The sequence below is a fragment of the Bartonella sp. LJL80 genome, from assembly GCF_054871565.1.
On the sequence record NZ_JBTXLM010000002.1, the window covers coordinates 381,253 to 405,471 of the forward strand.

At 47.3% G+C, this 24,219-nt stretch carries 20 protein-coding genes and 2 pseudogenes; 7 read left to right on the forward strand and 15 right to left on the reverse strand.

Annotation, left to right across the window (positions count from 1 at the left end):
* Nucleotides 1-89: 89 nt before the first annotated feature.
* From rsmA to lptF, 6 genes are all read right to left on the reverse strand, one after another.
* On the reverse strand, nucleotides 90-920 hold the full coding sequence (rsmA, locus tag ACYSNS_RS06040; RefSeq protein WP_461722236.1) for a 16S rRNA (adenine(1518)-N(6)/adenine(1519)-N(6))-dimethyltransferase RsmA: 831 nt from the start codon (nucleotides 918-920) through the stop codon (nucleotides 90-92).
* Nucleotides 917-1,924: a 4-hydroxythreonine-4-phosphate dehydrogenase PdxA gene (gene pdxA, locus ACYSNS_RS06045; protein ID WP_461722237.1), complete on the reverse strand. Its 1,008-nt coding sequence runs from the start codon at nucleotides 1,922-1,924 to the stop codon at nucleotides 917-919. Before pdxA ends, rsmA begins: the two co-directional genes overlap by 4 nt.
* Nucleotides 1,924-2,880 carry a SurA N-terminal domain-containing protein gene (locus ACYSNS_RS06050; RefSeq protein WP_461722238.1) on the reverse strand — a complete coding sequence of 319 codons (957 nt, stop codon included), beginning with the start codon at nucleotides 2,878-2,880 and terminating at the stop codon, nucleotides 1,924-1,926. The genes pdxA and ACYSNS_RS06050 overlap by 1 nt, the downstream gene beginning before the upstream one ends.
* Nucleotides 2,881-3,003: 123 nt before the next feature.
* Nucleotides 3,004-5,367 carry an LPS-assembly protein LptD gene (locus tag ACYSNS_RS06055; RefSeq protein ID WP_461722239.1) on the reverse strand — a complete coding sequence of 788 codons (2,364 nt, stop codon included), beginning with the start codon at nucleotides 5,365-5,367 and terminating at the stop codon, nucleotides 3,004-3,006.
* Nucleotides 5,368-6,459, reverse strand: a complete 1,092-nt coding sequence (lptG, locus tag ACYSNS_RS06060; RefSeq protein WP_461722240.1) for an LPS export ABC transporter permease LptG — start codon at nucleotides 6,457-6,459, stop codon at nucleotides 5,368-5,370.
* On the reverse strand, nucleotides 6,456-7,640 hold the full coding sequence (lptF, locus tag ACYSNS_RS06065; protein WP_461722241.1) for an LPS export ABC transporter permease LptF: 1,185 nt from the start codon (nucleotides 7,638-7,640) through the stop codon (nucleotides 6,456-6,458). The genes lptG and lptF overlap by 4 nt, the downstream gene beginning before the upstream one ends.
* Before the next feature lie 355 nt (nucleotides 7,641-7,995).
* Between lptF and ACYSNS_RS06070 the strand changes: the two genes are divergently transcribed.
* Genes ACYSNS_RS06070 through ACYSNS_RS06085 form a run of 4 tightly spaced genes read left to right on the forward strand, consistent with a single transcriptional unit; the run spans nucleotide 7,996 to nucleotide 10,361 of the window.
* Nucleotides 7,996-9,483, forward strand: coding sequence for a leucyl aminopeptidase (locus ACYSNS_RS06070; protein ID WP_461722242.1), 1,488 nt, complete (start codon nucleotides 7,996-7,998; stop codon nucleotides 9,481-9,483).
* Between the two features lies 1 nt (nucleotide 9,484).
* Nucleotides 9,485-9,934, forward strand: a complete 450-nt coding sequence (locus tag ACYSNS_RS06075) for a DNA polymerase III subunit chi (protein WP_461722243.1) — start codon at nucleotides 9,485-9,487, stop codon at nucleotides 9,932-9,934.
* Nucleotides 9,934-10,101 carry a hypothetical protein gene (locus tag ACYSNS_RS06080; protein WP_461722244.1) on the forward strand — a complete coding sequence of 56 codons (168 nt, stop codon included), beginning with the start codon at nucleotides 9,934-9,936 and terminating at the stop codon, nucleotides 10,099-10,101. Before ACYSNS_RS06075 ends, ACYSNS_RS06080 begins: the two co-directional genes overlap by 1 nt.
* Nucleotides 10,098-10,361: a hypothetical protein gene (locus ACYSNS_RS06085; RefSeq protein ID WP_461722245.1), complete on the forward strand. Its 264-nt coding sequence runs from the start codon at nucleotides 10,098-10,100 to the stop codon at nucleotides 10,359-10,361. Before ACYSNS_RS06080 ends, ACYSNS_RS06085 begins: the two co-directional genes overlap by 4 nt.
* 49 nt (nucleotides 10,362-10,410) lie before the next feature.
* Here the strand turns inward: ACYSNS_RS06085 and ACYSNS_RS06090 are convergent, their stop codons facing one another.
* Nucleotides 10,411-11,700, reverse strand: a complete 1,290-nt coding sequence (locus ACYSNS_RS06090) for an MFS transporter (RefSeq protein ID WP_461722246.1) — start codon at nucleotides 11,698-11,700, stop codon at nucleotides 10,411-10,413.
* Nucleotides 11,701-11,885: 185 nt separating this feature from the next.
* A pseudogene (locus ACYSNS_RS06095) lies at nucleotides 11,886-12,224 on the reverse strand (dihydroxy-acid dehydratase); the annotation flags it as partial.
* 383 nt (nucleotides 12,225-12,607) lie between these two features.
* Here ACYSNS_RS06095 and ACYSNS_RS06100 point away from each other — a divergent pair.
* Nucleotides 12,608-13,839, forward strand: a pseudogene (locus tag ACYSNS_RS06100) (metal-dependent hydrolase family protein).
* Nucleotides 13,840-13,896: 57 nt separating this feature from the next.
* On the opposite strand, the gene ACYSNS_RS06105 reads toward ACYSNS_RS06100, so the two are convergent.
* On the reverse strand, nucleotides 13,897-14,496 hold the full coding sequence (locus ACYSNS_RS06105; protein ID WP_461722247.1) for a LuxR C-terminal-related transcriptional regulator: 600 nt from the start codon (nucleotides 14,494-14,496) through the stop codon (nucleotides 13,897-13,899).
* 113 nt (nucleotides 14,497-14,609) lie between these two features.
* Here ACYSNS_RS06105 and ACYSNS_RS06110 point away from each other — a divergent pair, with 113 nt between their 5' ends.
* On the forward strand, nucleotides 14,610-15,875 hold the full coding sequence (locus tag ACYSNS_RS06110; RefSeq protein WP_461722248.1) for an MFS transporter: 1,266 nt from the start codon (nucleotides 14,610-14,612) through the stop codon (nucleotides 15,873-15,875).
* A 903-nt stretch (nucleotides 15,876-16,778) separates the two neighbouring features.
* Here the strand turns inward: ACYSNS_RS06110 and ACYSNS_RS06115 are convergent.
* Complete coding sequence (locus ACYSNS_RS06115; protein ID WP_461722249.1) at nucleotides 16,779-18,662, reverse strand: ABC-F family ATP-binding cassette domain-containing protein; 1,884 nt, start codon at nucleotides 18,660-18,662, stop codon at nucleotides 16,779-16,781.
* 231 nt (nucleotides 18,663-18,893) lie between these two features.
* Here ACYSNS_RS06115 and ndk point away from each other — a divergent pair, with 231 nt between their 5' ends.
* Nucleotides 18,894-19,316: a nucleoside-diphosphate kinase gene (gene ndk / locus ACYSNS_RS06120; RefSeq protein WP_461722250.1), complete on the forward strand. Its 423-nt coding sequence runs from the start codon at nucleotides 18,894-18,896 to the stop codon at nucleotides 19,314-19,316.
* A 110-nt stretch (nucleotides 19,317-19,426) separates the two neighbouring features.
* On the opposite strand, the gene ACYSNS_RS06125 is transcribed toward ndk, so the two are convergent.
* From ACYSNS_RS06125 to uvrC, 5 genes are all read right to left on the reverse strand, one after another.
* Nucleotides 19,427-20,278: a YbaY family lipoprotein gene (locus tag ACYSNS_RS06125; protein ID WP_461722251.1), complete on the reverse strand. Its 852-nt coding sequence runs from the start codon at nucleotides 20,276-20,278 to the stop codon at nucleotides 19,427-19,429.
* Nucleotides 20,279-20,719: 441 nt separating this feature from the next.
* Entirely contained in the window at nucleotides 20,720-21,181 is a 462-nt protein-coding gene (locus ACYSNS_RS06130) for a molybdenum cofactor biosynthesis protein MoaE (protein WP_461722252.1), read from the reverse strand.
* Complete coding sequence (gene moaD, locus ACYSNS_RS06135) at nucleotides 21,181-21,432, reverse strand: molybdopterin converting factor subunit 1 (RefSeq protein ID WP_461722253.1); 252 nt, start codon at nucleotides 21,430-21,432, stop codon at nucleotides 21,181-21,183. Before moaD ends, ACYSNS_RS06130 begins: the two co-directional genes overlap by 1 nt.
* A gap of 10 nt (nucleotides 21,433-21,442) precedes the next feature.
* Entirely contained in the window at nucleotides 21,443-22,024 is a 582-nt protein-coding gene (gene pgsA / locus ACYSNS_RS06140) for a CDP-diacylglycerol--glycerol-3-phosphate 3-phosphatidyltransferase (protein ID WP_461722254.1), read from the reverse strand.
* Nucleotides 22,025-22,209: 185 nt separating this feature from the next.
* A complete protein-coding gene (gene uvrC, locus ACYSNS_RS06145) occupies nucleotides 22,210-24,219 on the reverse strand; it encodes an excinuclease ABC subunit UvrC (protein WP_461722255.1) in 2,010 nt (669 codons plus the stop codon).

The window sequence follows — 24,219 nt, forward strand, 5'->3', positions numbered from 1 at the left end:
GCCAACTAAAAGGGAATGGAAAAAACCAAGCGGAGCAGGAAAGCTGTTAGATGCGAACGGTTTAATGCATCAAAAAAACGGAATAACAATTACCGCTCAATTAAGTCTGCCAAACGAACAAATTCTTCGATACTAAGCGTTTCAGCGCGCCTTGTTCCTTCAATTTCGGCCTTTTGCAGAAGAGTCTCTCCGCCCAGAGGCTTCAGGCTTTGCCGCAGCATTTTTCTTCGTTGGCCAAATGCGGCTTTCGTCACGCGTTCCAAATTCTGCGCCGAACAGGGCAAGGGATGCTCCCGTGGGACGATATGTACCACTGAAGACGTCACCTTCGGGGGAGGTGTGAATGCCTGCGGCGGAACATCAAATGCTATCGTCGCTTGACTTCTCCACCCGGCCAAAACGCCCAGACGACCATAATGGTCGGATTGAGGTTTGGCAGTAATGCGTTCCGCAACTTCCCTTTGGAACATCAATGTCATCGACTGATAAAAGGGCGGCCATGATTGCGGCAACAGCCAATTGACAAGCAATTGTGTACCGACATTATACGGAAGATTGGCGACTATTCGGGGCTTTTCATCACCTGTTATAAGCGAAGCAAAGTCTTGATCAAGCGCATCGCCAAGTATCACGTTCAATTTTCCCGGATAGAGCGCAGCGATTTCATCCAAAGCAGGCAGACACCGTTCATCGCGTTCAATGGCTGTCACAATAGCGCCTTGCGCTAACAATGCCCGTGTAAGCCCGCCCGGTCCCGGACCCACTTCAATCACCGGTTTTCCAGCAAGATCGCCGGCTTGCCTTGCGATTTTAGACGTCAAGTTGAGATCAAAGAGAAAATTTTGTCCCAATGATTTTTTCGCTTGCAGGCCGTGTGTTTCTATCACTTGCCTGAGGGGAGGGAGGGTGTCGATGCTCATTGTGGTTGGCTGTTTTCTGCAAGCCTGTTCGCCAGTTTCAATGCAGCAATAAAGCTGTCAGGCGAGGCAATACCCCTATCGGCAATATCGAACGCGGTGCCATGATCGGGCGAGGTGCGAATAAAAGGAAGACCCAATGTCACATTGACTGTATCATCAAAGCCGATTGTCTTTACTGGTATCAATGCTTGGTCATGATACATGCACAAGGCAACATCATATGCTTTTCGCGCGCGCTCATGAAACATCGTATCGGCAGGCATAGGGCCAATAATATCCACACCTTTCTTACGCAAAATTTCAATGGCTGGTATGATAATGTTCTGTTCCTGTTCTCCCATAGAACCTGATTCACCAGCATGCGGGTTCAAACCTGCAACGGCAATACGCGGAGCAGCAAGTCCAAAGCGTGATTGCAGATCGGCAGCGGTAATCAAAGCTGTTTCTACAATAAGGTCAGTTGTCAGCACCCTTGAGACGTCTTCAAGCGGGATATGAACAGTAATAGGTATTGTGGATAATTCGGGGCCTGCCAGCATCATCACGGGTTGAACAGCTTTTCCGGTCAATCTTTCAGCCAATGCTGCTAGAAACTCTGTGTGCCCAGGAAACTTGAAACCCGCATCATAGAGCGTCTTTTTTGCTATCGGACAGGTGACGAGACCTTTGGAGTGCCCCTCGAGAGTGAGCTTCGCTCCGCGCTCTATCGCCTCAATAACACCCGCGGCATTGCCAACATGCGGTTGTCCTGCGCAGGCTTTCTGTCGGCTTTCCAGTGCAATGACAGGTAAAGCATTGGTGAAATCGAATTCTGGATTGTCTGACGATACGATTTGCAGTGGGACACTGAAATCTAAAAGCTTCGCACGTTCTCGTAAAACATCTGGATCAGCCAGAATGACAAAAGCCGGAACGTCCGCCGAATGCCGAAGTGACCAAGCTTTCAACGCGATTTCCGGCCCAATACCCGCCGGGTCGCCACTACTTACGGCAAGAGGCAACATTATGGATTTTGAATGCGGGCCTTATCCCGCAACTCCTTCACATATTTCGCGCTCAAGTCCTCAGCCTTTTTGTCTCCGGTCTTTTCATTGTCTTGAATAGAAAAGACCAATTGGGCTACTTTATCGTCAGAAACCTTTTTGATTTCACAAACGGCCAAAGCTTCCACTCCCCTTGGCGTTTCTTGGGGCGGCGTCATTTTTCCAGCCGGTGTCGCGCGTACCGCTTTATCCCATTCTTCAGGCAATTGCGGTTCCAGAATTCGGCCAAGATTGCGCACAGTCACATCAAGCATTTTGGTTGCTTGATTTTTAAGATTGTCACAGCCCGTAAAGTTAGCGCGGAAATTGTTCGCATCCTGTTTGCGTTTACCCAAAATCGTTGCACGACGGTTTGCAGGGACGACGAAAATAACCTGCTGGAGCGCATATTCATTGGTGGATGGTTTTACGCCACCATTTTTAATCATGCGCTGGACAGCTTCTTGTTCTGTAATCATGCCACCTTCAGCGCGATAACGTGCACTGACAAGCCGTCCCCATCCCATTTGCACGCGAATATAGGTTTTAAAGTGATCAGCAGTGACGCCCGCTTGTGCGAGCATCTGCGTCATTTGCGCAACTGTCATATGGTTACGTTCGGCAAAACCGGCAAAAGCATTGTTAACTTCATTGTCACTGACATCAATGTTGCGGCGTTTCATTTCAACGCGCTTCAACATCTCTTCAATCAGCTCTTCTTTGGCCAATGCATTGAGATTGCCATTGCGTCGTTGCAGTTTTAAAAATGCAGCGCGGCGCTGAATATCGTAGTTGGTGATCGCGTTACCATCAACGATTACAGCAACCGCCGTTTGAGCAGACGCACTGGGAGCAAAAGCTGCTTCGATGGATAATCCTGTTGCACCCAATGTTGCAGCAAGGACCAAAGCAAGAGCGCTATTTTTAAAGTTCTTCATCGTAATCAGCTTTCGCATTTTCCGCCTATTGGACAATATTAGACAGATTATAGACTTTTTATTACGTCAAAACAATGACAAGCCCTAAACGGGACCGGCCATCTGCCTGACGTCAATTGCATATCACATCGCTTGGCCTATATCGGCAATCGTTCTGAATGAAAGCATAAAGCCGAATTTATGAGACGGCTCATTCTCCCAAGGATTTCGCGTTTGCTGGTAACCGAGCATGAAGCCAAAGCATTCATCCAGATAATTTAACCCTGTGCCCGCTTTTACGAATGTGTCAGACACGAGATCGTAACTGGTATTGGCACTGATCGACCAGTAATCAGCAAATTTAAAGCCACCCTGTACCGAAACTTCCTGACGATCTTGTGCATAGCCGTAATCAGGCTGGCTCTGGATATAAGCATATTGCGTCGACGCCCAAACGCGCGACCAATTTTGGGATATTTCCATTTCACCACGACGGATGGCCCCGGTTTCTTCATCAAACCGACCGCGTGAAGCGATGGCAAAGCCACTTTCGTTGCTTGCACCAATCATCGCGACATAATCGGAACGTGCCGTTTCCAAGCCTGAATCCGAACCTACACTAACGAAGTCCTTGGCTTGATAAGAGTTTTTGCCACCGATCTGGAAAGATTGGCCAGCCAATGCATAGAGCGACCAGCCATTGTTGAAGTTACCTGAATAACGTAAACCGACATTGGCGCGACTGCCACCTTCTACACGGTCATAACCGGAGAATTTGTCGCGTTGGAACAGAGTTGTTGCGTCAAAAACAAAGCTTTGAGCATCTTCATTGGGTAGGCGTCCGGCATATTGTTCGTTATTACGAACAAACAGCTGAACCATTGGTTCCAAAATGTGTGTGGAATTGCCTGCCGTGAACAAAAGCGGATAACGCAATTCCAATCCGGCAGTCGCCATACCGCGGAAAGCATCCGATGCTATGTCGACATTGCTATAGCTACCGGTTGTTGTGTAACCGCCATAACTGCCATGGGCATCCGTCGCTATACCGTCACCACGCAGTGCAAGAATCGGTGTTAACACCAACCCGCCCTGTGTAATGAAGCTGCGCTTCCATTCTACATCCGTGGTTAAACGGAAACTGGTGCCGGCCATACCCGCAAGGCGAGCTGTATCAAGGGGATTACCCTGCCAGTCAGCAAATGCGAAGTCGGAACGATCGCGATAAATCGATTGCATATTGGCATGGAATGTAAATTCGCCGCCATAGACCGATTCATCTGGTATAAAGCTGTAATCTATGCGTGGAAGCACCCAAGGCTGCCTTGTGTAGCGCTCGCTTGGATTATCTTTCAGCATCGAATCTTGAACTTCGAAATGGTAGAAACGCATGTCGAAGTAATTTCTCCCAGCCAAACCGGTCAGGTAAATCTGTGAGCGGAAGACATCATTCTTATAGCCTTCCAAGTCATAGGTGCGGCTGAAGTTTCTGTCGGATTGCGCTAAGATATCCCAGCCATACTTCCAGCTGGAATTGATTTCAAAATCACCCTTTGTCGAAACCATATAACGATTGTCATTTTGACTATCGATGGAGTCGTGGTCGAAATCGCCGGGATTGACCTGATAGATATGTGCGAAACGGATATTGTAAGTACCCGTTTCCAAGCGATGCCGCCATTCACCCTCGGTCAATAAGCCTTGATTGGTAAAGCCAGTTGCTGAAAGGGTAAAGTCGTAATTCGGTGCCAAATTCCAGAAATAGGAATTGCGCACACCCAGCCCCATATCATTACTATAACTAAAACCTGGCGTCAGAACACCGGATTTACGTTTAACCGTCGGATCGGGCATTTCGAAGACGGGAAACCAAGCAACCGGAACACCGAAGATTTCAAAATGACTATCTTCGAAACGCATCGTTTTTGTTGCGCCATTCCAAATGATTTTCTTTGCTTTAACCTGCCATAAGACTTCACTGTCCGGCTTGTAATAACAAGGCTCACAGGCGGTATAAGCACCATTATTAAAGACAGTCATTTGTCCACCACTGCGCTCAGCGCTTTCGGCGGCAAATCTTGTATTATCGGCGGTTTCGGCGCGCAGCGAATTGACAAACCCTTCGCCGAGATCTTCTGTCATATCAATCTTGTCAGAATAAATCTTGCTACCGTCAGGTTGAACGATCTCAACATCACCTTCGGCCATAACACGGCCTGTCTGCTGGTTGTATGTTACTTTACGAGCAACGATTCGGTTGCCATCATATTCAATCTGCACATTGCCTTGTGCGGTAACAGTGTTAGCGTCGCGGTCGTATACCAATTCGTCTGCCGAAAGCAGCATACGAGCATTGGGATTGGTTTCATGGCTAGCGGATAAAACGCCTAATTCCTGCGCTGAAACAAAATCTATCAAGCCTAAACCAAACACACAGCCAAGCGCTGTACTAATGGTTAAAGCCTTCAGACTTTTCGCAATTGTCATTCCACTTTTCAACTGTCTCACCTAGCCATCCTCTTTATGCAACAAAAAGGAGATACCAAAAAATAACGCAATTACAACCGGTACCCATGCTGCAACAAACGGCGGGACATAGCCCGCCTTACCGAAGGCTTGAACAAGCACCGAAACGACATAAAGCACGAACCCGGCAATGATGCCACCCAGAATCAGCGTACCAGACTGTCCAAACCGTACAAATTTTAAAGAAACCGTCGCGGCGATCAGCGTCATTGCAATCAAAAGTGCAGGAAGTGCAATCAAAGATTGCAGCTGCATATCGAACGCATTGGCTGAATAACCGAATGATTTTGCTATTTCGATTTTTTGTGGAAGATCATAGAAAGGTATGGTGGCAGGGTCAGCCAACCGCTCTTCGACAAACTCGGGCCGCAAGTGGGTCTCAATCTTGAATTCTACAAAATTTTCAGGCTCTTGACCCGCTTTGTAGCGTGTGCCTTCCGATAGGTTCCAAGCGTTTTCTTCAAGCTTTGCAGAGGAGGTATTCAGCCAATCGTTGACCGTACCGTCATCATTATATCGCACGAAGGTTGCATCAATAAGCGTCAGCCCGCGATCGGCGACAGCTTTAGCACCTATGGTTGTAGTTCCCTGATCTGTACGTTGTGTTAACCATGGTATGCGATCACTGTCTGTGGATACCTGTGCATTGTCACCACGCCATTGCGTCATCAACTTTTCAGACTGGTTGGTGCCCCAGGCAGCCAAGGGATTGACAATGACAACACCGAAGAGGCCGAACAGAAATGCGCCAAAGCATGCTGGCATAAGAAACTGCCATGCGGATACTCCAATGGAGCGAGCAATCACCAGTTCGAGTTTGCGGTTAAGCGATATCAAAGTTGCCATAGCCGAAAACAACGCAACAAATGGAAAGAGTTGTTGCATGATAAATGGAATGCGCAATGCCGATATACTGAGTGCGCCCAATGCGGAATAACCGGGAAGCCCAGCAAGGCGCCCTGCATTTTCAGTGAAATCCATCAACAGAGCGAGAACGAAAATACCCAAAAGAAAATAAAGGGTTATCTTTATATATCGCATAAAGAAATAACGTCCGAGGGTCCAACCTATCATGACAGCCCCCCATCTGTTTGTTTGTTGCGACTGAACCTCGTTTTGATCGAATCAGCCACGCTGTGGATCTTGTCGCTCCATTTCGTAGGTAAGCCCATCTTACGATTTGTAATCAGCATGAAGAGAATGACTGCACTCACCCCAAGAGGCGTTATGTAAAGCAGGGGGATATAAGCAAGATCGCTGTCGGCGCGGTCGCCGAAGAAATAACCAAGCCAATAGACCAGAAGCGACAAGGAAATGGCTGAAAACGAGGCTGAAATGCGGGCTTGGCGGTGCGAGCGTGCGTCACCGGCGACCGCTAGAGCAATAAGGGCAAATACAAGCGGATAGAGCCATTCGGTAAAACGACGGTGAAGTTCGGCCGTGTATTGCAATGGGCGACGCTGATAATAGGTATCATTCACGTCGGGATTAAAGAGATAAGTCAAGGGACGGTCTTTAGGGAATATTGTTGGGGTACCGTCACTTGCAGTAAATTCGCCCAAATTGAACGTATAAGAACCGAATTTGATGATTGATACATCGCCGCTTTGATTGTTGCGTCTTTGCACTTCACCGTCATTCAAGATCAGAAAATCGCCCTTGCTGTTGCTTACAACGGCACCATTCACGGCATAATAGAACAAATCTGTCGATGGATCCCGTTGGTCGGCTATGAATAGACGACCAATGGTTCCATCATCATGTCGTTCACCGATTTCCATGTAAAGATTTGTCGTCAGCTCGCGAAAATTGCCTTCCTGAATAAATACGCTGATCAGGTCTGAATGCGCTGAAGCCATCATTTCACGCATTGTGAGACGCGCCTGCGGAGTAATAAAATTCGCGATGACAAATGATAGAAGCGATACGATAACCGCCAAGAATAAAACGGGCTTCCACACGGTGCTGCGCGGCGCGCCCGATGCGTTGATCACGACGAGCTCCGAATCCTGATTCATCGTCGAGAGAGTCTGGGCAACCGCAATAACCAATGCAAAAGGGATCACCAGTGGAATGGCGGAAGGAATGAAAAGCGATGAAAACTGCAGCACGGCGAGAAAGGTCTGGCCGCTGGTCGTCAGAAAATTTATCCGCGCGAGTACCTGTACAGTCCAGCTAATGCCAACTGATGCCACCAAAACGGCGCCAAACAGGATAAACACCCGTTTGAGGATGTATTGCTCGATAATGCGCATAGACGGAGTTCACACCCTCACAACCCGAATTTCAAAAACACACTTTGTGCAACCAGAACGCTACACGATAAAACCGATCTTAAATTCTCTCATTGTGGGTATCATTGCGAGCCTAACAAGAGACGAAAAAAAACAGTTAACAGAATCTTAATCAACACTTTCTTTTGCCACAAGTAGGATGAACCTTTCAAGCGCTTGGCGACATCTATTCATGAAAGTGATAAAAAAAGCACGGTCCGGCTTGAACAAGCGGAAAACCGGCGTCATTATAGATATATAATTGAAGCGGGCATGAAGTCTATCTGGTATATTCCCTCATGTCTTTTAAACAAAAACCTGAAGGCAGGAGCCTGACATGCCCAAATCCATCCAAATCAGTTATAGCACGATAGCTGCACCCAAGAAGGGGACGCTGATCGTTCTGGTCGATGACCAAGGAGGTATGGCTTTTGAAATTGAGAAGATTGTTGGAAAAGCGTTGATTGAGCGTATCCTTTCTGTCCGGGATTTCAAGGGAAAGAAATTTACCTGCGCAGATGCCGTATGCGACGGAAAAAAAGGGTTTGATCGCCTTCTCTTCGTTGGTATAGGCAACCGAGACGAATTACATGGTGATGATTGGCTGAAAATAGGTGGGGTTGCACGAGCAAAAGCGGCCCATGACTCCCATGTAACTGTTTGTTTGACGGCAGCTGGAGATCCATTGAAAGCCGCATCGATTGAAGATTTTCTCAATGGTTTTCGTCTTCGTGATTATACATTTGACCGTTATAAAACTGTCGCTAGCCGTGATCAGAAGAAGAAAAAGGGCCAGAAAATTGTTGTGCAGCTGGAAGAGCTTGAGCGGTTAGAAACAGCCATAACGCGCGCGGATGCATTAAGCGATGCGGTTGTTTTGGCCCGCGATCTCGTCAATGAGCCTGCGAATATATTGGGGCCTGAAGAATTTGCCGCGGCAGCGCAGAAATTGACGAATCTCGGCGTCAAAGTCGAAGTTTTGAATGAAAAAGACATGAAGAAACTTGGAATGGGTGCCTTGCTTGGCGTATCGCGCGGTTCAAGAAAACCGCCATTCCTTGTGGTCATGCATTGGCAGGGTAGTAAGGCCAAGTCAAAACCATTGGCGTTCGTGGGTAAAGGTGTGGTGTTTGACACCGGCGGTATTTCGCTCAAACCCGGTGCCGGTATGGAAGACATGAAGGGCGATATGGGCGGTGCAGCAGCTGTTACCGGCCTTATGATGGCGCTTGCTGCAAGAAAAGCTCCTGTCAATGTGGTCGGTGTTATCGGTCTGGTAGAAAATATGCCAGATGGCGATGCTCAGCGTCCGGGCGATATCGTAACCTCTATGTCGGGACAGACAATTGAAGTTATCAACACGGATGCTGAAGGCCGGTTGGTCCTGGCTGATGCGCTCTGGTACACAAAAGAAAAATATAAGCCGCAATTGATGATCAATCTTGCGACACTGACCGGTGCGATTATGGTTGCGCTTGGTACGGAGTATGCGGGGTTATTCAGCAATGATGACGAGCTGGCCGAAAAGCTCTATAGCGCCGGCACGAAAAGTGGTGAAAAGGTTTGGCGGATGCCGTTAAATGACGCTTACGATAAGATCGTCGATTCAAAATTTGCCGATATGCGCAACAGTTGCGGCCGCCATGCCGGGGCAATTACGGCAGCGCAGTTCTTGAAACGCTTTGTCGGCGAAACACCTTGGGCGCATCTTGATATTGCAGGGACAGCCATGGGCGCGCCGATGAACGAATATAATCAATCATGGGGGTCGGGCTACGGCGTGAGATTATTAGAGCGCTTCGTGACCGACTTCTACGAGGCTTAAAGTGGCTGAAATCCTTTTCTATCACTTGACCCAATCAACGCTCGATGATGCCTTGCCGGGATTGGTCGAGCGTTCGCTTGCGCGCGATTGGAAGGTAACGATACAATTTGTCAGCGAAGAACGACGCGATGCAATGGATGCCTATTTATGGGTCTATGCGGATGATTCTTTTATCGGACATGGCACCGAACGTGACCCCCACGCGCAGCTGCAGCCGGTTTATCTTACCACGGGATATGACAACCCCAACCAGTCACAAGTGCGATTTTTAGCGGAAGGGGCTATGTGTGAGGATGTGCGTCAATATGAACGTCTGGTGGTGATGTTTGACGGTCGTGACACAGAGTTGCTAGCGCAAACACGCGAGCAGTGGAAAGCGTATAAAGCGCAAGATCATGCTCTGACATATTGGCAGCAAACGGATGATCGCCGCTGGGAGAAAAAAGCCTGATGCGTCTTACTCCGTTCATTCTGGTCATCATTGGTATTTTGGGCTTAATCTATCCAGAGAAATTCATCGCTGAAGATTCAGGTGGCGGACGATGGATTTTCATCATCATAATCCTTTTGGGGGTTATAACGATGTGGCGGCATATTCAACGTATGAAGAATAAATGATGTTCGATCGTTTGCTGATTCTTGCATGGGCGATAGCTATCGCATTTCTCAGCGTATCCGCTTTGGGGACAACGCATCTTCTATCGACAACATTCATGGTGACCAACGTCGGACGGGCGGCAGACGTCTTATTTGTCGCAACGACTATTATAGTAGCCGGACTGCTGTGGTACTTCGTTCCTCAACCGTTGACGCCCATAAAAAAAGTGGCGGCCTCTCTGCCACCACTTTTTCTTTTACTCTATTTCATTTTTTCCTGATGTTAAAAAATCGAACATCAAGAAACATTTGAGTGAATGCGCATGATCATCATCCCGAGATTTCTTCATCGGTGAAACCGACAAAACAAATCAGTGATATGAAGGCCGAGAGCAACAGATAGTAACCGATATAGGCGGTTCCGAAGTTTTGCACCAAAGACTCGGCGATGTAAGGTGCGAAAGATGCGCCGACAATGCCTGCGAGATTGAAGGTCATTGAAGCACCACTATAACGGATCGCAGTGGGGAAGGGGCATGCCAGTGTCGCGCCGATTGGCCCATAAGTGAGGCCCATGAGACCAAGCCCGACGATTGACAGAGTGAAAACACCCCAAATTCCCGAATCCAGTAAGTAAGGCACGGCAAACGAGAAGATGCCAATGAAGATCGTAACCCAAATCATCAAAAGCCGGCGTCCGATACGGTCAGAAATCTTTCCTGCAAAAGGAATTAGGAGGCCGAAGAACACTGCGCCAAGCATTTGTACCTCAAGAGCTTTGTCAAATGGCAAATGCAGGTGGTTTGATGAATAGGAGAGAAGATAGGCACTGAAGAGATAGAACAGTACAAAGGTTGTCATACCGGCAAACGTGCCGAGGAACAATGCGCGCGGGAACTTCAAAAACACCTCGGCCATTGGTACCTTAACGCGTTCTTCCCGTTCGATTGCCTTTTTGAATTCAGGGGTTTCGCTGATAGACAAACGCACCCAGAGGCCAACGACGATCAAGATAAGTGATGCAATAAATGGAATACGCCAGCCCCATTCATAACGCTGGGTTTCAGACAGAAAATTCCACATCAGCCAGAAAGTCCCGGATGAGAGGATAAGCCCGATAGGCGCACCCAATTGTGGAAACATGGCGTACCAACCGCGTTTCTCAGGTGGTGCATTCTCCGTTGCCAGCAAAACTGCTCCGCCCCATTCTCCACCTAATCCCAATCCTTGGCCAAAACGGCAGAGCGTTAAAAGAAAAGGTGCCAGCCAGCCAATCGATTCATACGTTGGGAGAAAGCCGATCAAAACTGTCGATATTCCCATTGTCAGCAATGCAGCGACAAGAGTCGCCTTGCGTCCCACCTTATCGCCAAAGTGGCCGAAAATGATGGATCCAAGCGGTCTGGCGAAAAATGCGGCAGCAAAAACCGCAAACGAACTCAACAATGCAACAGCTGGGTCACCTTTAGGAAAAAACAAAGCTGGAAAAAGCAACGCGGCAGCTGTAGCAAAAACGTAGAAATCGAAGAATTCAATCGTCGTACCAATCAGACTTGCCAAGAGAACTTGTCCGACCGAATTTTTAGGTTGGGCACCTTGTGTTTTGGCATTGGGTGACATGAATGGAATGCCTCCTCCGGCTTTAGAGAAATGAAGTTACAAAAAACATCGGCCAGAGTTATAAAAATTTCTCATGCGTGTCGAGTCGGCTTTGAGGAAAAAGTGATTTCCAGCATAAAAACCTCATCTCTCAATATTCGAGATGAGGCCGCTGTCAGCTGTTTGAGGTTTAGGTGTCACAATGTTTAATGGCTTTCCCGTAGTACCTCGCTGCCGCGTTTGCCGATGAGAAAATCGAGATCAGCACCTGTATCGGCTTGCATGACGGTTCTGGCATAAAGCCCGGCATATCCGCTTTCTATCGGCTTTACCGGTGAAATCCAGACGGCTTTACGGCGCACTAATTCCTCATCGCTAATGTTCAGTGTAAGGGAACGCGCGGGCACGTCGAGACTGATGGTGTCACCGTTTTGAACAAGCGCCAACGTGCCGCCTTCTGCTGCCTCTGGCGCAGTGTTAAGGACCACAGTGCCGTAAGCTGTATCCGACATACGCGCATCTGAAATACGCACCATATCAGCTATGCTCATGTACTAGTTCAATGATTTGCTGGCATAATGTTTCTTAATTATTAACAGAGCGCTCATACGGATGATCCGTTTCTATTAAACGCTTAGAAATGTTCTATTTCCTTATAGAGCCCACCAAGCTCTATGAACACGCTCTTCTTATAAACAAAGTTATGTTGAATGCTATAAATAAAAAGCTACGGTTCCAACATATTGGAAATCAGGTACTTAAGTAAAAAAAAGCTTAGCTGCAATTTTCGTATCTTGTTATGGTTTATCAGGGGACTTTGTCCGTGAGGCTTTGGCTTAATCATAATTATCAAATATTGCCTCAACCAACTTGAGAGATATGAAAGGCGCGGTCATCCCCACGGAACAATCAAGAAAAGGGAAGATAAATGTCAACAATTCTGTTTAAAAATGCTCGACTGGTGGATGGTATTTCATCGGAGCGATCTGACCCAACAAACCTTCTTGTGGAAGATGGTAAAATAAAAGAGCATGGTAGCTCTGTCACCTTATCGGGCGTAGAAACCATTGATCTCAACAATAGAACGTTAATGCCAGGATTGATTGATGCACACGTGCATGTCATGGCATCAACACCAGATCTTAAAGCCAATAGCGAATTGCCTGATTCACTTGTTAGGTTCGGTCTCTTAAAATCATGTACGATATGATTCATCGAGGCTTTACCACAGTACGTGACGTTGGAGGTGCGACAGCAGGCCTTGTTCAGGGTTCTTTAGAAGCCATGACGCCAACCCCGCGACTTGTTATCAGCGGCAAGGCACTGTGCCAAACAGGGGGGCATACAGACTATCGTGGACGTTATGATGATGCACCAGTACGTCAGTATCACCTTCCACTAGGGGCTATGGGTCGTGTTGTTGATGGCGTTGATGCCATACGTAAAGCCGCCCGCGAAGAAATAAAAGGTGGTGCTGATTTCATTAAAATTATGGCAAACGGCGGGGTTTCGTCTCCAACAGATCCGATTCATTTTTTAGGTTTCTGCCGTGAAGAGCTGATTGCCGTTGTCGAAGAAGCAGAAAATGCAGGCACTTACGTCTCAGCGCATCTTTACACAGATAAAGCGATAAGGCGTGCCGTTGAATGCGGCGTTCACTCGCTTGAACACTGTAATATTATTGGTAAAGAAACAGCCATCTTGGCTAACCAAAAGGGGTGTATAGCAGTGCCCACACTGGTTACTTTCGAAAAACTGTTCAGCGAAGGTGCATCTATGGGCCTACCTGCAACATCTGTTGCCAAAGTTGATGATGTCCGCTTATCAGGCCTTCAGTCGCTAAAAATTATGCGCGAGGCTGGGTTGCCAATGGCTTACGGCACAGATCTTCTTGGCGGAATGCATGTTCACCAATCAGAAGAGTTTATCATTCGCACGCAGGTACTGCCTGCTCATGAAGTGATAGCATCTGCAACATCTGTGGCAGCAAAACTTTTACGCATGGAAGGCAAAATCGGCTGTTTAGAGTCGGGCGCTTATGCAGACCTCATTGTGGTTGATGGTGATCCGCTTGCTGATGTGAAGCTTCTGACCGGCCAAGGCCAACATATGCCGATTATCATGAAAGGCGGGCGTTTTGTGAAAAAAAACGGGTTCTGATTTGTAGTTTGCAAGACATTGCCGATCATAGGAATGAACGGCAATGTTCCACTTTTTCTATGATCTATTGAGTAATGGCTGCCGATTCAATAGATCAAGCAGGTCTTGTGTGGTTTTAACACGAAATTTTCTTAAGAGATTCAGCCGATAAACATCTATAGTGCGATAACTGATACCCAGTTTAATCGCGATTTCTTTGCTTGAGAGGCCATCGAAAAGAAGTCGTGCAACATCTTTTTCCCGATTAGTAAGCTCTTTAAATGTGGAGTGAATTCCATCGTCTTTCAAATCCTGAAATATCCAAATAACCCACTTATATGGATCGTCACGATGAAGTGATGTGCCTGAAACGCGGCACCAAAATGCCTTGCCGGTGTATTTTCGCAGCAGCTTGTCGTGTGTATAATGACCTTTTTGCGAAAGTATGGGGGCAACCGTTATTGCAACGGCACTAAAGTCTTCTTGAGAAGCATAAAACGCATCAAAAGATCTGTTTCTTAGATCAGTATCGCCACATTCCCAAAGCTCGGAAAATTGGTCATTATAGGCGTAAACACTACGATAGTTTAGTACAGCGCATGCAATAGGCAAACATTTGAAGACACTCTCAAATGAAACTTTGGGTGTATCAGTATCATAAATATTCTTTCCTCCCATATTCAGCCTCCTCATGATTACCTAGGTAAATGGCAAATGTGGACTCAATTCAATCTTATTTATACACATGATTGATTACCAAAAAGCATAATAATAAATATATGGGGAATATAATGGACACATTAAAACTAGCTTCGAAAAGAAGAAAAGCCATCATTGCTACGGTTATAGGAAATGGGCTAGAATGGTTTGATTTCACAGTTTATAGCTACTTCGCCATCATTCTGGCAACGGTATTTTTTCCAACCGGAAACTACCTGACATCGTTATTGTTAACGGTTGCGACCTTCGGTGTTGGTTTTATTATGCGTCCCATCGGTGGTATCATCTTGGGGATTTATGGTGATAAGGTCGGACGAAAAGCTGCACTGACAATTACAATTCTCATGATGGCCACAAGTACGCTTGTTATCGGCCTTACGCCTTCTTTTGAAACGATAGGATTTGCTGCACCTGTCATTATTGTTCTGGCAAGATTGGCGCAAGGCTTTTCTGCAGGGGGCGAAATGGGTAGCGCATCCGCATTCCTAACAGAAAATGCACCTGAAAACAGGCGTTCTTATTATGCGAGCTGGATTTTATCGAGCATAGGGTTTTCAGTCGTACTTGGGGCTGTTTCGGGAACACTCGTTACGCTTTTATTAGATGAAGAATCTTTGCAGAGTTGGGGTTGGCGTATTCCATTCATTCTCGGTTCGCTCATTGGTCCTATCGGTTATTATTTTCGTACACATCTAAATGAAAGCCCTGCTTTTGAAGCGCTGAAAGACAAGAAAGAAAAAACGCCTCTGCGCGATGTACTGTCTAATCATCTCCGTGAAACGACCGTCAGCCTGTTAATTGTAATTCTGTGGACCGTATCGTTTTACATATTGCTGTTTTATATGCCTACCTATGCTTCTGGAATTCTTGGTATGCCGAAACAAGACGGTTTTATTTCTGGGATTATGGGTGGACTTACGATGATGATCGCTGCACCCTTGGCCGGTCTGCTTGCTGATCGCATCGGTTCCCGTGTAGTTATGTTAATCGCTGCTATATTTATATTTCTGCTTGCATGGCCAATGTTCGCCTATATCAATGCATACCAAACACTGGCATCTCTGATTGTCTTCCAATGTGTATTCGGTATTCTTTCGGGCATATACACCGGACCTATCATTGGAGCATTCGCTCACCTTTTTCCAACACAGATCATGTCAACAGGTGTATCGGTCGCCTATAATTTCGCTGTAACAATATTCGGCGGGTTTGCTTCCTTAATAGTTACATGGTTTATCGCCTTTACCGGCAACAATATGTCGCCAGCTTTTTACGTCATGATTGGAGCGGGATTGAGTATAATAGGAGTTCCATATGCGCCCAAGCGTAATGGTTGAATTAAAGGAATTTAGGTCTTACGGAACACAAGAAAAGGATACAATAATAGTTCGCATTGAAATCATAAGCTACATCGTATTTCTTGTTATTCCAGATTAGGCATTTTAGTGTTCAAGATTTTCGGTTTTTTTTATTTGTTATTTGGTGGTTTTATTGAGGTGAGGCCAATGAGTGATTTATGTTATTGAGCGAAGAACAGATGAGGGGGTATCGTTCTGTTATTCGCTGCCTCATAAGAGGAGGGTGACAAGCCCGTTATCGGCGGCATTGGCTGTATCATCAAACATGGTCTGCAATAAAAAGATCCGCCGGTCGGCAAAAAGGTTCGCTTTGATTCTTTAGACCAGCTTCATAAGCCGCAGCAGGCTTGTGAATGTTTGACCGTATCTTCACCTGTGTCACGAGATAGGGCCAAAAGCGTCAACGCACCATTACTATCGCCCTAAACTTCAAGGCGCATCGTATAGGGCGAGCCTTTCAAGAAACGATTCTTACCGTCTCATCAAGTGCACGAATGATGATTTGAACTCGAAGTTGCAAAGGGTCCGTGATAAAGTTGGAAAGCCAATTTGCCTTCTGCTGACTGGAAAGCAAATGTATGACTGGAGAAGAACATGCTCTTTAACTAAATGCCGCAGGATAATATAGATTGGTTCCGGTCGGCTTTTCATAAAAGGAAGATCCAGAATTTCGTCCCGCCAGAAAGCGTATAGCTACCCATATGTTCGCCACCAAGCCTATCAGCTAGGTAATAGTGTCAAGAACCTGTTTTTCCAAGATGAAAGTTGACGATGCGTTGTTACTCGTTATGAAAGATGTGAGTACACCTCTTTCGGAGATATCTGCATCGGTGCGACTCTCGGTTCCCAACTTGATTAATGAGCCCTGAACCTCATCTGCATTCAGCCCATGGCAGCGTCATACTCATCACTGAGTTTGAGCCAGCGAGCTTCGGCATCATCTAGGCGTTTTGCCGCGTCAGCACGCTCTTTGGCCTTTTCAGCGACAATTTCGGGAGATTTTGCATAAAGCTCCCCATCCGCCAAAGCATCATCAAGCCGCGCTATCAACTTTTGCAGCCGTTCCATAAGCGCTTCCGTATCCGTGATCTGCTTGCGCAAGGGTGCAAGGTTGGCCCTTTTCTCAGCATTGGCTTTGCGCTGGTCATTTTTGGAACGCGACGCTGGTGCCTCCTTGACGGTTTTCACTTCTTTGGGTTTTGACAACCCAAGAACGTCCACACGATAATCATCCATATCACCGTCATATGGTTTCACACCACCGTCTTTAACCAACCACAGGCGATCCATTGTCGCCTCAATGAGGTGGCGATCATGCGCGATGAGGATAACTGCACCATTGAATTCATTCAAAGCATGCACCAACTCTTCACGACTATCAATATCGAGGTGGTTTGTCGGCTCATCGAGGATCAGCAGGTTGGGGCCGTCAAATGTTGCCAAGCCCATAAGTAAGCGTGCCTTTTCACCGCCGGATAATTCTTTAGCCTTGGTCATCATCTTTTCAGTTGCAAGGCCCATACGCGCTACAGCTGCTCTAATCTTCGCTTCCGGCTGACCGGGCATCAATCGACGAACATGCTCAATCGGATTTTCTTCCGGTCGTAAATCATCCAGCTGATGTTGGGCAAAAAAAGCAACCTTCAGATTAGGGGACAGTGTAATGCTGCCTTTTTCAGCAGGTAAACGCCCCGATAGCAATTTGGCAAGGGTGGACTTACCATTACCATTAGAGCCTAACAGTGCGATTCTGTCATCATTATCAATTCGAAGATCGAGATTGCGCAAGATTGGCTTGTCGGTTTCGTAACCCACATCAACCTTGGATAACGCGATGATAGGCGACGCAGCGATCTTTGTTGCCTGCGGAAAAGTAAAAGGCTGCACGTGCTCGTCTTTCCAGACAGCAACAGGCTTTAATTTTTCAAGCGCTTTCAAGCGTGATTGCGCTTGTCGCGCCTTTGTCGCTTTAGCGCGAAAACGGGCAACAAACGCTTCAATATGTTTGCGATGTGCTTCTTGTTTCGTCGCCTGCTTTTGTTGCAGCTCGATCGTCTCGGCGCGCTGGCGTTCAAACTGGTCGTAGTTGCCACGCCAGAATGTCAGCTTCTTATTTTCAAGATGCATGATTGATGTGGTTGCACTGTTGAGCAAATCACGATCATGGCTGATGATGATAACGGTGTGCGGATATTTGCGCACATATTCCACCAGCCATAAAGTGCCTTCAAGATCAAGATAGTTGGTTGGTTCGTCCAATAGGAGCAAATCGGGTTCGGCAAAAAGAACGGCAGCAAGCGCAACACGCATACGCCAGCCGCCGGAAAATGACGATGCTGGTCGGTTTTGCGCCGCAGCATCAAATCCAAGGCCGGACAAAATGCTGCCAGCGCGCGCTTCGGCGGAATGCGCATCAATATCCGTAAGCCGGGTATGGATTTCAGCAATACGCATCGGGTCTGTAGCTGTTTCCGCTTCGCTCATCAGTTGGGCGCGTTCCTTGTCGGCTTCAAGCACGATTTCAAGCAGCGATTGTTCCGTTGCCGGCGCTTCCTGGGCCACCTGACCGATACGGGTATCTTTCGGCATGCTGATGTCACCGGTCTCAGGCGCGAGATCGCCGGTAATTGCACGGAATAGGGTGGATTTGCCAGTACCATTATGGCCGACAAAGCCGGTTTTTGAACCTTCCGGCAGCATAACACTGGCGTGGTCGATCAGCAAACGTCCGGCCATGCGGATGGTGATATCATTTAAAATCAACATAATGTTTCAGGCTTTTGCATGGCTTGGATTGAAGTGCAAGAAAAATCGCTGCAAATAGCCGCGCGTCAAAAGGCTTTGACCGTCATATCGTCAATTCCTAGCCGATTTATCACGCAATAACAGTTTTGCCGCGTGTTTGTCATTGTTGATGAAGGGTTTTACTTGGCAAAAGTCTGTTATCCGTTTATAGAACCGGCAACTGAAATTCTCTCAACAAAAAGGTTAAGTCACATGGCTTTAGAACGTACTTTTTCGATGATTAAACCTGACGCTACCCGTCGCAATCTCACTGGCGCTATCACCAAGATGCTGGAAGATGCGGGTTTGCGCGTTGTCGCATCCAAGCGCGTTTGGATGAGCCTGCGCGAAGCTGAAGGTTTCTACGCTGTTCATAAAGAACGTCCTTTCTTTGGCGAATTGACCGAATTCATGTCTTCCGGCCCGACAATTGTTCAGGTTCTTGAAGGTGAAAACGCTATCGCTAAAAACCGCGAAGTTATGGGCGCAACAAATCCAGCTGATGCTGCCGAGGGTACGATCCGCAAGGTTCATGCACTTTCGATCGGTGAAAACTCCGTTCACGGTTCCGATGCTGTTGAAACAGCGAAAGAAGAGATCGCCTATTGGTTTTCCGGCACGGAAATCGTTGGCTGAAGCATCTTACAATGTCTTACAAAAAAGCCCGGTGTAACAACCGGGCTTTTTTGTATCTTGTCATGTCATATTTTTCAGAATTTCGAAACGTGCGCCGCTTCTGGTTCCGATCAAAGATCGGGGACTAGACGGGCAATATAATTGCCGTCGGCATCCTTTAGAAACAAGCGGCCAATATCGTCGAAAGTGTAGCTATTTGCCTTGCCCATCATTTCGACAAACCGGCTTTCCTGCTGTGATATTGCCTCCGCACAGGCCATGAATGTCATTGCCGGTGGGGCAAAATCAAGCGTTTGGTCTGCCTCGTTAATGGTCACGGAAGAAAAGTAACGGTTGCAGCCACCTGTCCCGCTTACGCGGTATTTTGGCGTGTCTTTATTATCTGCATTATCAGCCTTTTGATCGATCATGATTGTCATATGCGAAGAATCGATGATCCCTCCACCAAAGATATCTTCCACACGCCATTCTTGTCCGTTGATCACGGTCGGGACAGTTTGTTTTGTTGTAGTTGTTTGCGCAACCATGCCTAGATTGATAGCGTAGTTTGCTGTTTTGTCGGTAAGATCGACTGGCATTCTTTCATCGCTGACAAACCAGAGGATGTCTCCCACAACAATCCGCGCTTGAAGGGCGTATTTCGATCCATTTTTAAGCTTGCTATTATCGACAGGCAAAGCGAATGCGATAGGGACTTGCCCCTTGGGTTGTATAGATGTTTCAGAGACAACCGGAAAAGGACCATCAGGATTTGATACGTCCACTAGCTGAACAATGAGATAGGCATGTTGGGGCAGGGCAATGCGCTGGCGATAAGAAACGCTGCCATGGATCGTAGACGTTTCCGCTGCACTTATTGCAGGGACAGACGTATTAATAACCATTGCCGGTATAGAAAGGACTGCCAGACTGGCTAGAGCAGCAGCACCGAGGGATAAAGCTGCTATGATGCGACGTTTCATATATGTATGTGACCTTTACTTAAGATGTTCAAGCGTCTGACTGACAGCAATTTTGACAATAAAATTTGCAGATTGCAACCTGACCATCAACGACTTTGCACAAAGCTATAGCGAAATTTCAGGAGAAATTAAGGCGGCGGCATTTGACAGTTCAGCACGAAAATAAGAGACTTGCTATGATCGGGAAATAAACCACATGCATATGTCTCATGCAAACAATCAATAGACCCAATCGCATTTGAAAGATTGGCTTCAGGGAAAAGCTTTCAAGATTCAACCCTTGTTAGGGGCGCGTTAGAGCAATTCCTGAAAAGTATGGAACGCCTATGCGAGAAAAATTATTCACAGGATCATTTCCTTTTTTCCCTTCGACCGGAATAGAGCTTCGGTAAAACAGAGAGATTTAGAACAGAATTACGAACCAACACAAAATGGATATCTCTAGAGCCAGCGTCTTTTCGTTTCGTCATCTTCGTCTTTCGCCATGACCCAATCGCTCGTTTCGCCATTGGCAAGATGTTCTTTTTTCCAAAAAGGTGCTTCGGTTTTCAGATAATCCATAATGAAGTCAGCGGCTTCGAAAGCTGCCCGTCGGTGTGATGAGGATGTGGCGACCAATACAATCTGCTCACCTGCCTTGATATAACCAAAGCGGTGAATGACCGTGATGCCGATAAGCGGCCACCGCTGTTTAGCCTGTTTTACGATAGCACTGATGTGTTTTTCGGCCATATCGGGATAATGCTCAATCTCGAGTGCCGAGAGCGTGCCATTCTCATCCCGACAAAAACCGGTAAAAGCGACGATTCCTCCAATAGCCTTATTACCGGCATGAAGCTTTTCAACCTCTGCTGACATGTCAAAGTCATCAGACTGAACGCGTACACTGAAAGTCATGGACATCAACCGCCTGTCATCGGGGGGAAGAGTGCGACTTCGCTTGCGCCGGCTAAAGCAATATCATGTTCGACATGTTCTTGATCAATAGCGACGCGAATGAGCTCCGGCGCTTCAAGGGCATAAGCGTAGTTGTCGCCCAAGCTTCGCAAAAATCTCAGCAAATCGGCAACTGTTACCACCGTATCAGGTATGGCAAGGTCTTCTTCATCACGACCAATGCGCTCTCGAACCCAGGCAAAATAACGTAACTTCATTTCTGATCTTTCAATTTATCACATGTTTCAGACCGGCTCGAAAATAATCCCATCCAGTCCAAAGCGTGAGGATAGCCGCGACCCAAAGCATAACCAGTCCGAATTCCATTGCATAAGGAATGACTTTATTGCCAGCCGGCCCCGCTAGAAGAAAAACGATGGCGACCATCTGTACGGTCGTTTTCCACTTCGCTAATCGGGAAACCGGAACGCTGACCTTAAGTTCCGCCAAATACTCTCTGAGGCCGGAAACAAGAATTTCACGACATAGGATGATAATGGCGGCCCATAGTGTCCAACCCGCTATGGTACTGTCAGCAGCGAGGAGAAGCAGACAAGCAGATACAAGGAGTTTATCGGCAATAGGATCCAACATGCGGCCGATATTGGAGGTTTGTTTCCAAATGCGCGCGAGATAGCCGTCAAAAAAATCGGTAACAGAAGCAACAACAAATATCGCGACGGCGGTCCAACGTGCAGGATCGGTCGATTGCAAACGTCCTTCAGCAAAAAAACACAACACAACAAGAGGAACAGCGACAATACGCGCATAGGTCAGGATGTTGGGCAGAGAAAAAGTATGTTTCTTCATAGAGCCGTTTTCTGTCCTCTAATACTTATCGGCCAATCTTGTATGGGACAACAAAATCAATCCGAATACCGATTTTTATATGCGCTGCTGAATAGATGAAACCGTTTAACACACAAACCATTCAACAAAATCACTTATATCTTTGATCTTATACATCTAACGGGCACAAAATGTGGAAACAAGCTTTATCTTTCGTTAAAATGATCGTGAATTTGCCGCGCCATTGCAGCCGATATACCATCGACCTTCATAAGATCTTCAACCGCCGCGCGCGACACGGCTTTGGCTGTACCGAAATGGCTAAGTAGCGCACGCTTGCGTGAAGGTCCGATGCCTTCCACTTCATCAAGTGGGTTCTTGATCATTTCTTTCTTGCGTTTCGCGCGATGGGTACCAATGGCAAAGCGGTGTGCTTCATCGCGTAACCGTTGCAAAAAATACAATACCGGATCGCGCGGTGGAAGCATGAACGGTTGACGTCCAGACATGAAGAAACGCTCACGTCCCGCCTCGCGGTCCACGCCTTTGGCGACACCAATTGCGGTGACAACCGTATCAACACCAAGCTCACGCAACATCTTGCGGACGACACCCATCTGGCCTTCACCGCCGTCAATCAGGATCACATCTGGCCAGGTTGGAAATGCATCTTCGTCCGTTCCTGTTTGTTGCGCGCTTTCATCAGGCAATCCATAATCCTTAAGAAGGCGTGAGAACCGGCGTGTTATCACTTCTTTCATCATGCCGAAATCGTCACCGGGAGTGATATCGGTAGAGCGGATGTTGAACTTGCGATACTGATTTTTGATGAAACCATCCGCACCCGCAACGATCATGCCGCCGACGGCATTCGTGCCCATAATGTGGGAGTTATCGTAAACCTCGATCCGGCGGGGAACTTTGGATAGTCCGAATGTCTCAGCCATACCTTCAAGCAATTTGTTTTGGGTTGAGGTTTCGGCCAAGCGCCTGCCCAAGGCTTCGCGCGCATTGGTATGAGCGTGGTCAACCAATGCTTTGCGTTCACCGCGCTGTGGTACGGTTATCGTCAACTTACGTTCTGCTTTAAGGCTCAAGGCTTGCGACAGAAGCTCTTGCTCTTCCACCGCTTCAGATAAGAGAATCAGCTTTGGTACAGGCTTGTCATCGTAGAATTGGGCAAGGAACGCTTCCAAAACTTCTGCGGCAGAGATCGACGGATCGGCTTTTGGGAAATAAGCGCGATTTCCCCAATTCTGGCCGGTCCTGAAAAAGAATACCTGAATGCAGGTCATTCCGCCTTGTTGCGCGATTGCAAAAACATCAGCCTCATCGACCGTTTGCGGATTGATACCCTGATGGCTTTGCACGTGTGATAACGCTGAAAGGCGATCGCGATAGATAGCAGCGCGCTCAAAATCCAGTTGCTCGGCCGCCGCATGCATGGCTTTTGCCATTTCATCCTGGATTGTCTGGCTCTTACCTGAAAGAAACGCCTTCGCCTCGTCAACCAGTTTCATATAATCGGCGTCGCTGATTTCATCGGTGCAGGGTGCTGAGCAACGTTTGATCTGATGCAGTAAGCACGGCCTCGTTCTGCTATCAAGGACAGAATCGGTGCAGGTACGCAGCAAGAAAGCGCGTTGCATCGCATTAATTGTCCGTGTAACGGCGCCGGCGGATGCAAAAGGGCCGAAATAATCGCCTTTACGCGAACGCGCGCCACGATGCTTAAACACCGCGGGTGCGCGGTGGTCACGCGTGATAATAATATAGGGAAAGCTTTTATCGTCCCGCAGAAGAACATTAAATCTTGGGCGCAACCTCTTGATAAGATTCGCTTCCAGCAATAACGCTTCAGTCTCCGTATTCGTTACAACAAATTCCATATGGCATGTTGCACGAATCATCCGCGCGATGCGGTTACTATGTCCTTGGCCGCGGGCATAGTTGGATACGCGCTTTTTCAGATTACGGGCTTTACCAACGTAGAGCACATTCGATTCTTCATCGAACATACGATAGACGCCGGGTTTATTCGGCAGATTTTTGACGAATTCCTGAATAAGGAGTGCGCCGCTCAGCTTTTTCTCATCATCAGGATAATTCGCGCTATCCCAAGTAATATCGGGTAGCGTTGGTGCGATATCCTCTTCCTCTTTGGGAAGGAAATTCTCATCATCGGCATTGCCGATATTCTTGTGTTCAGCGGTCAT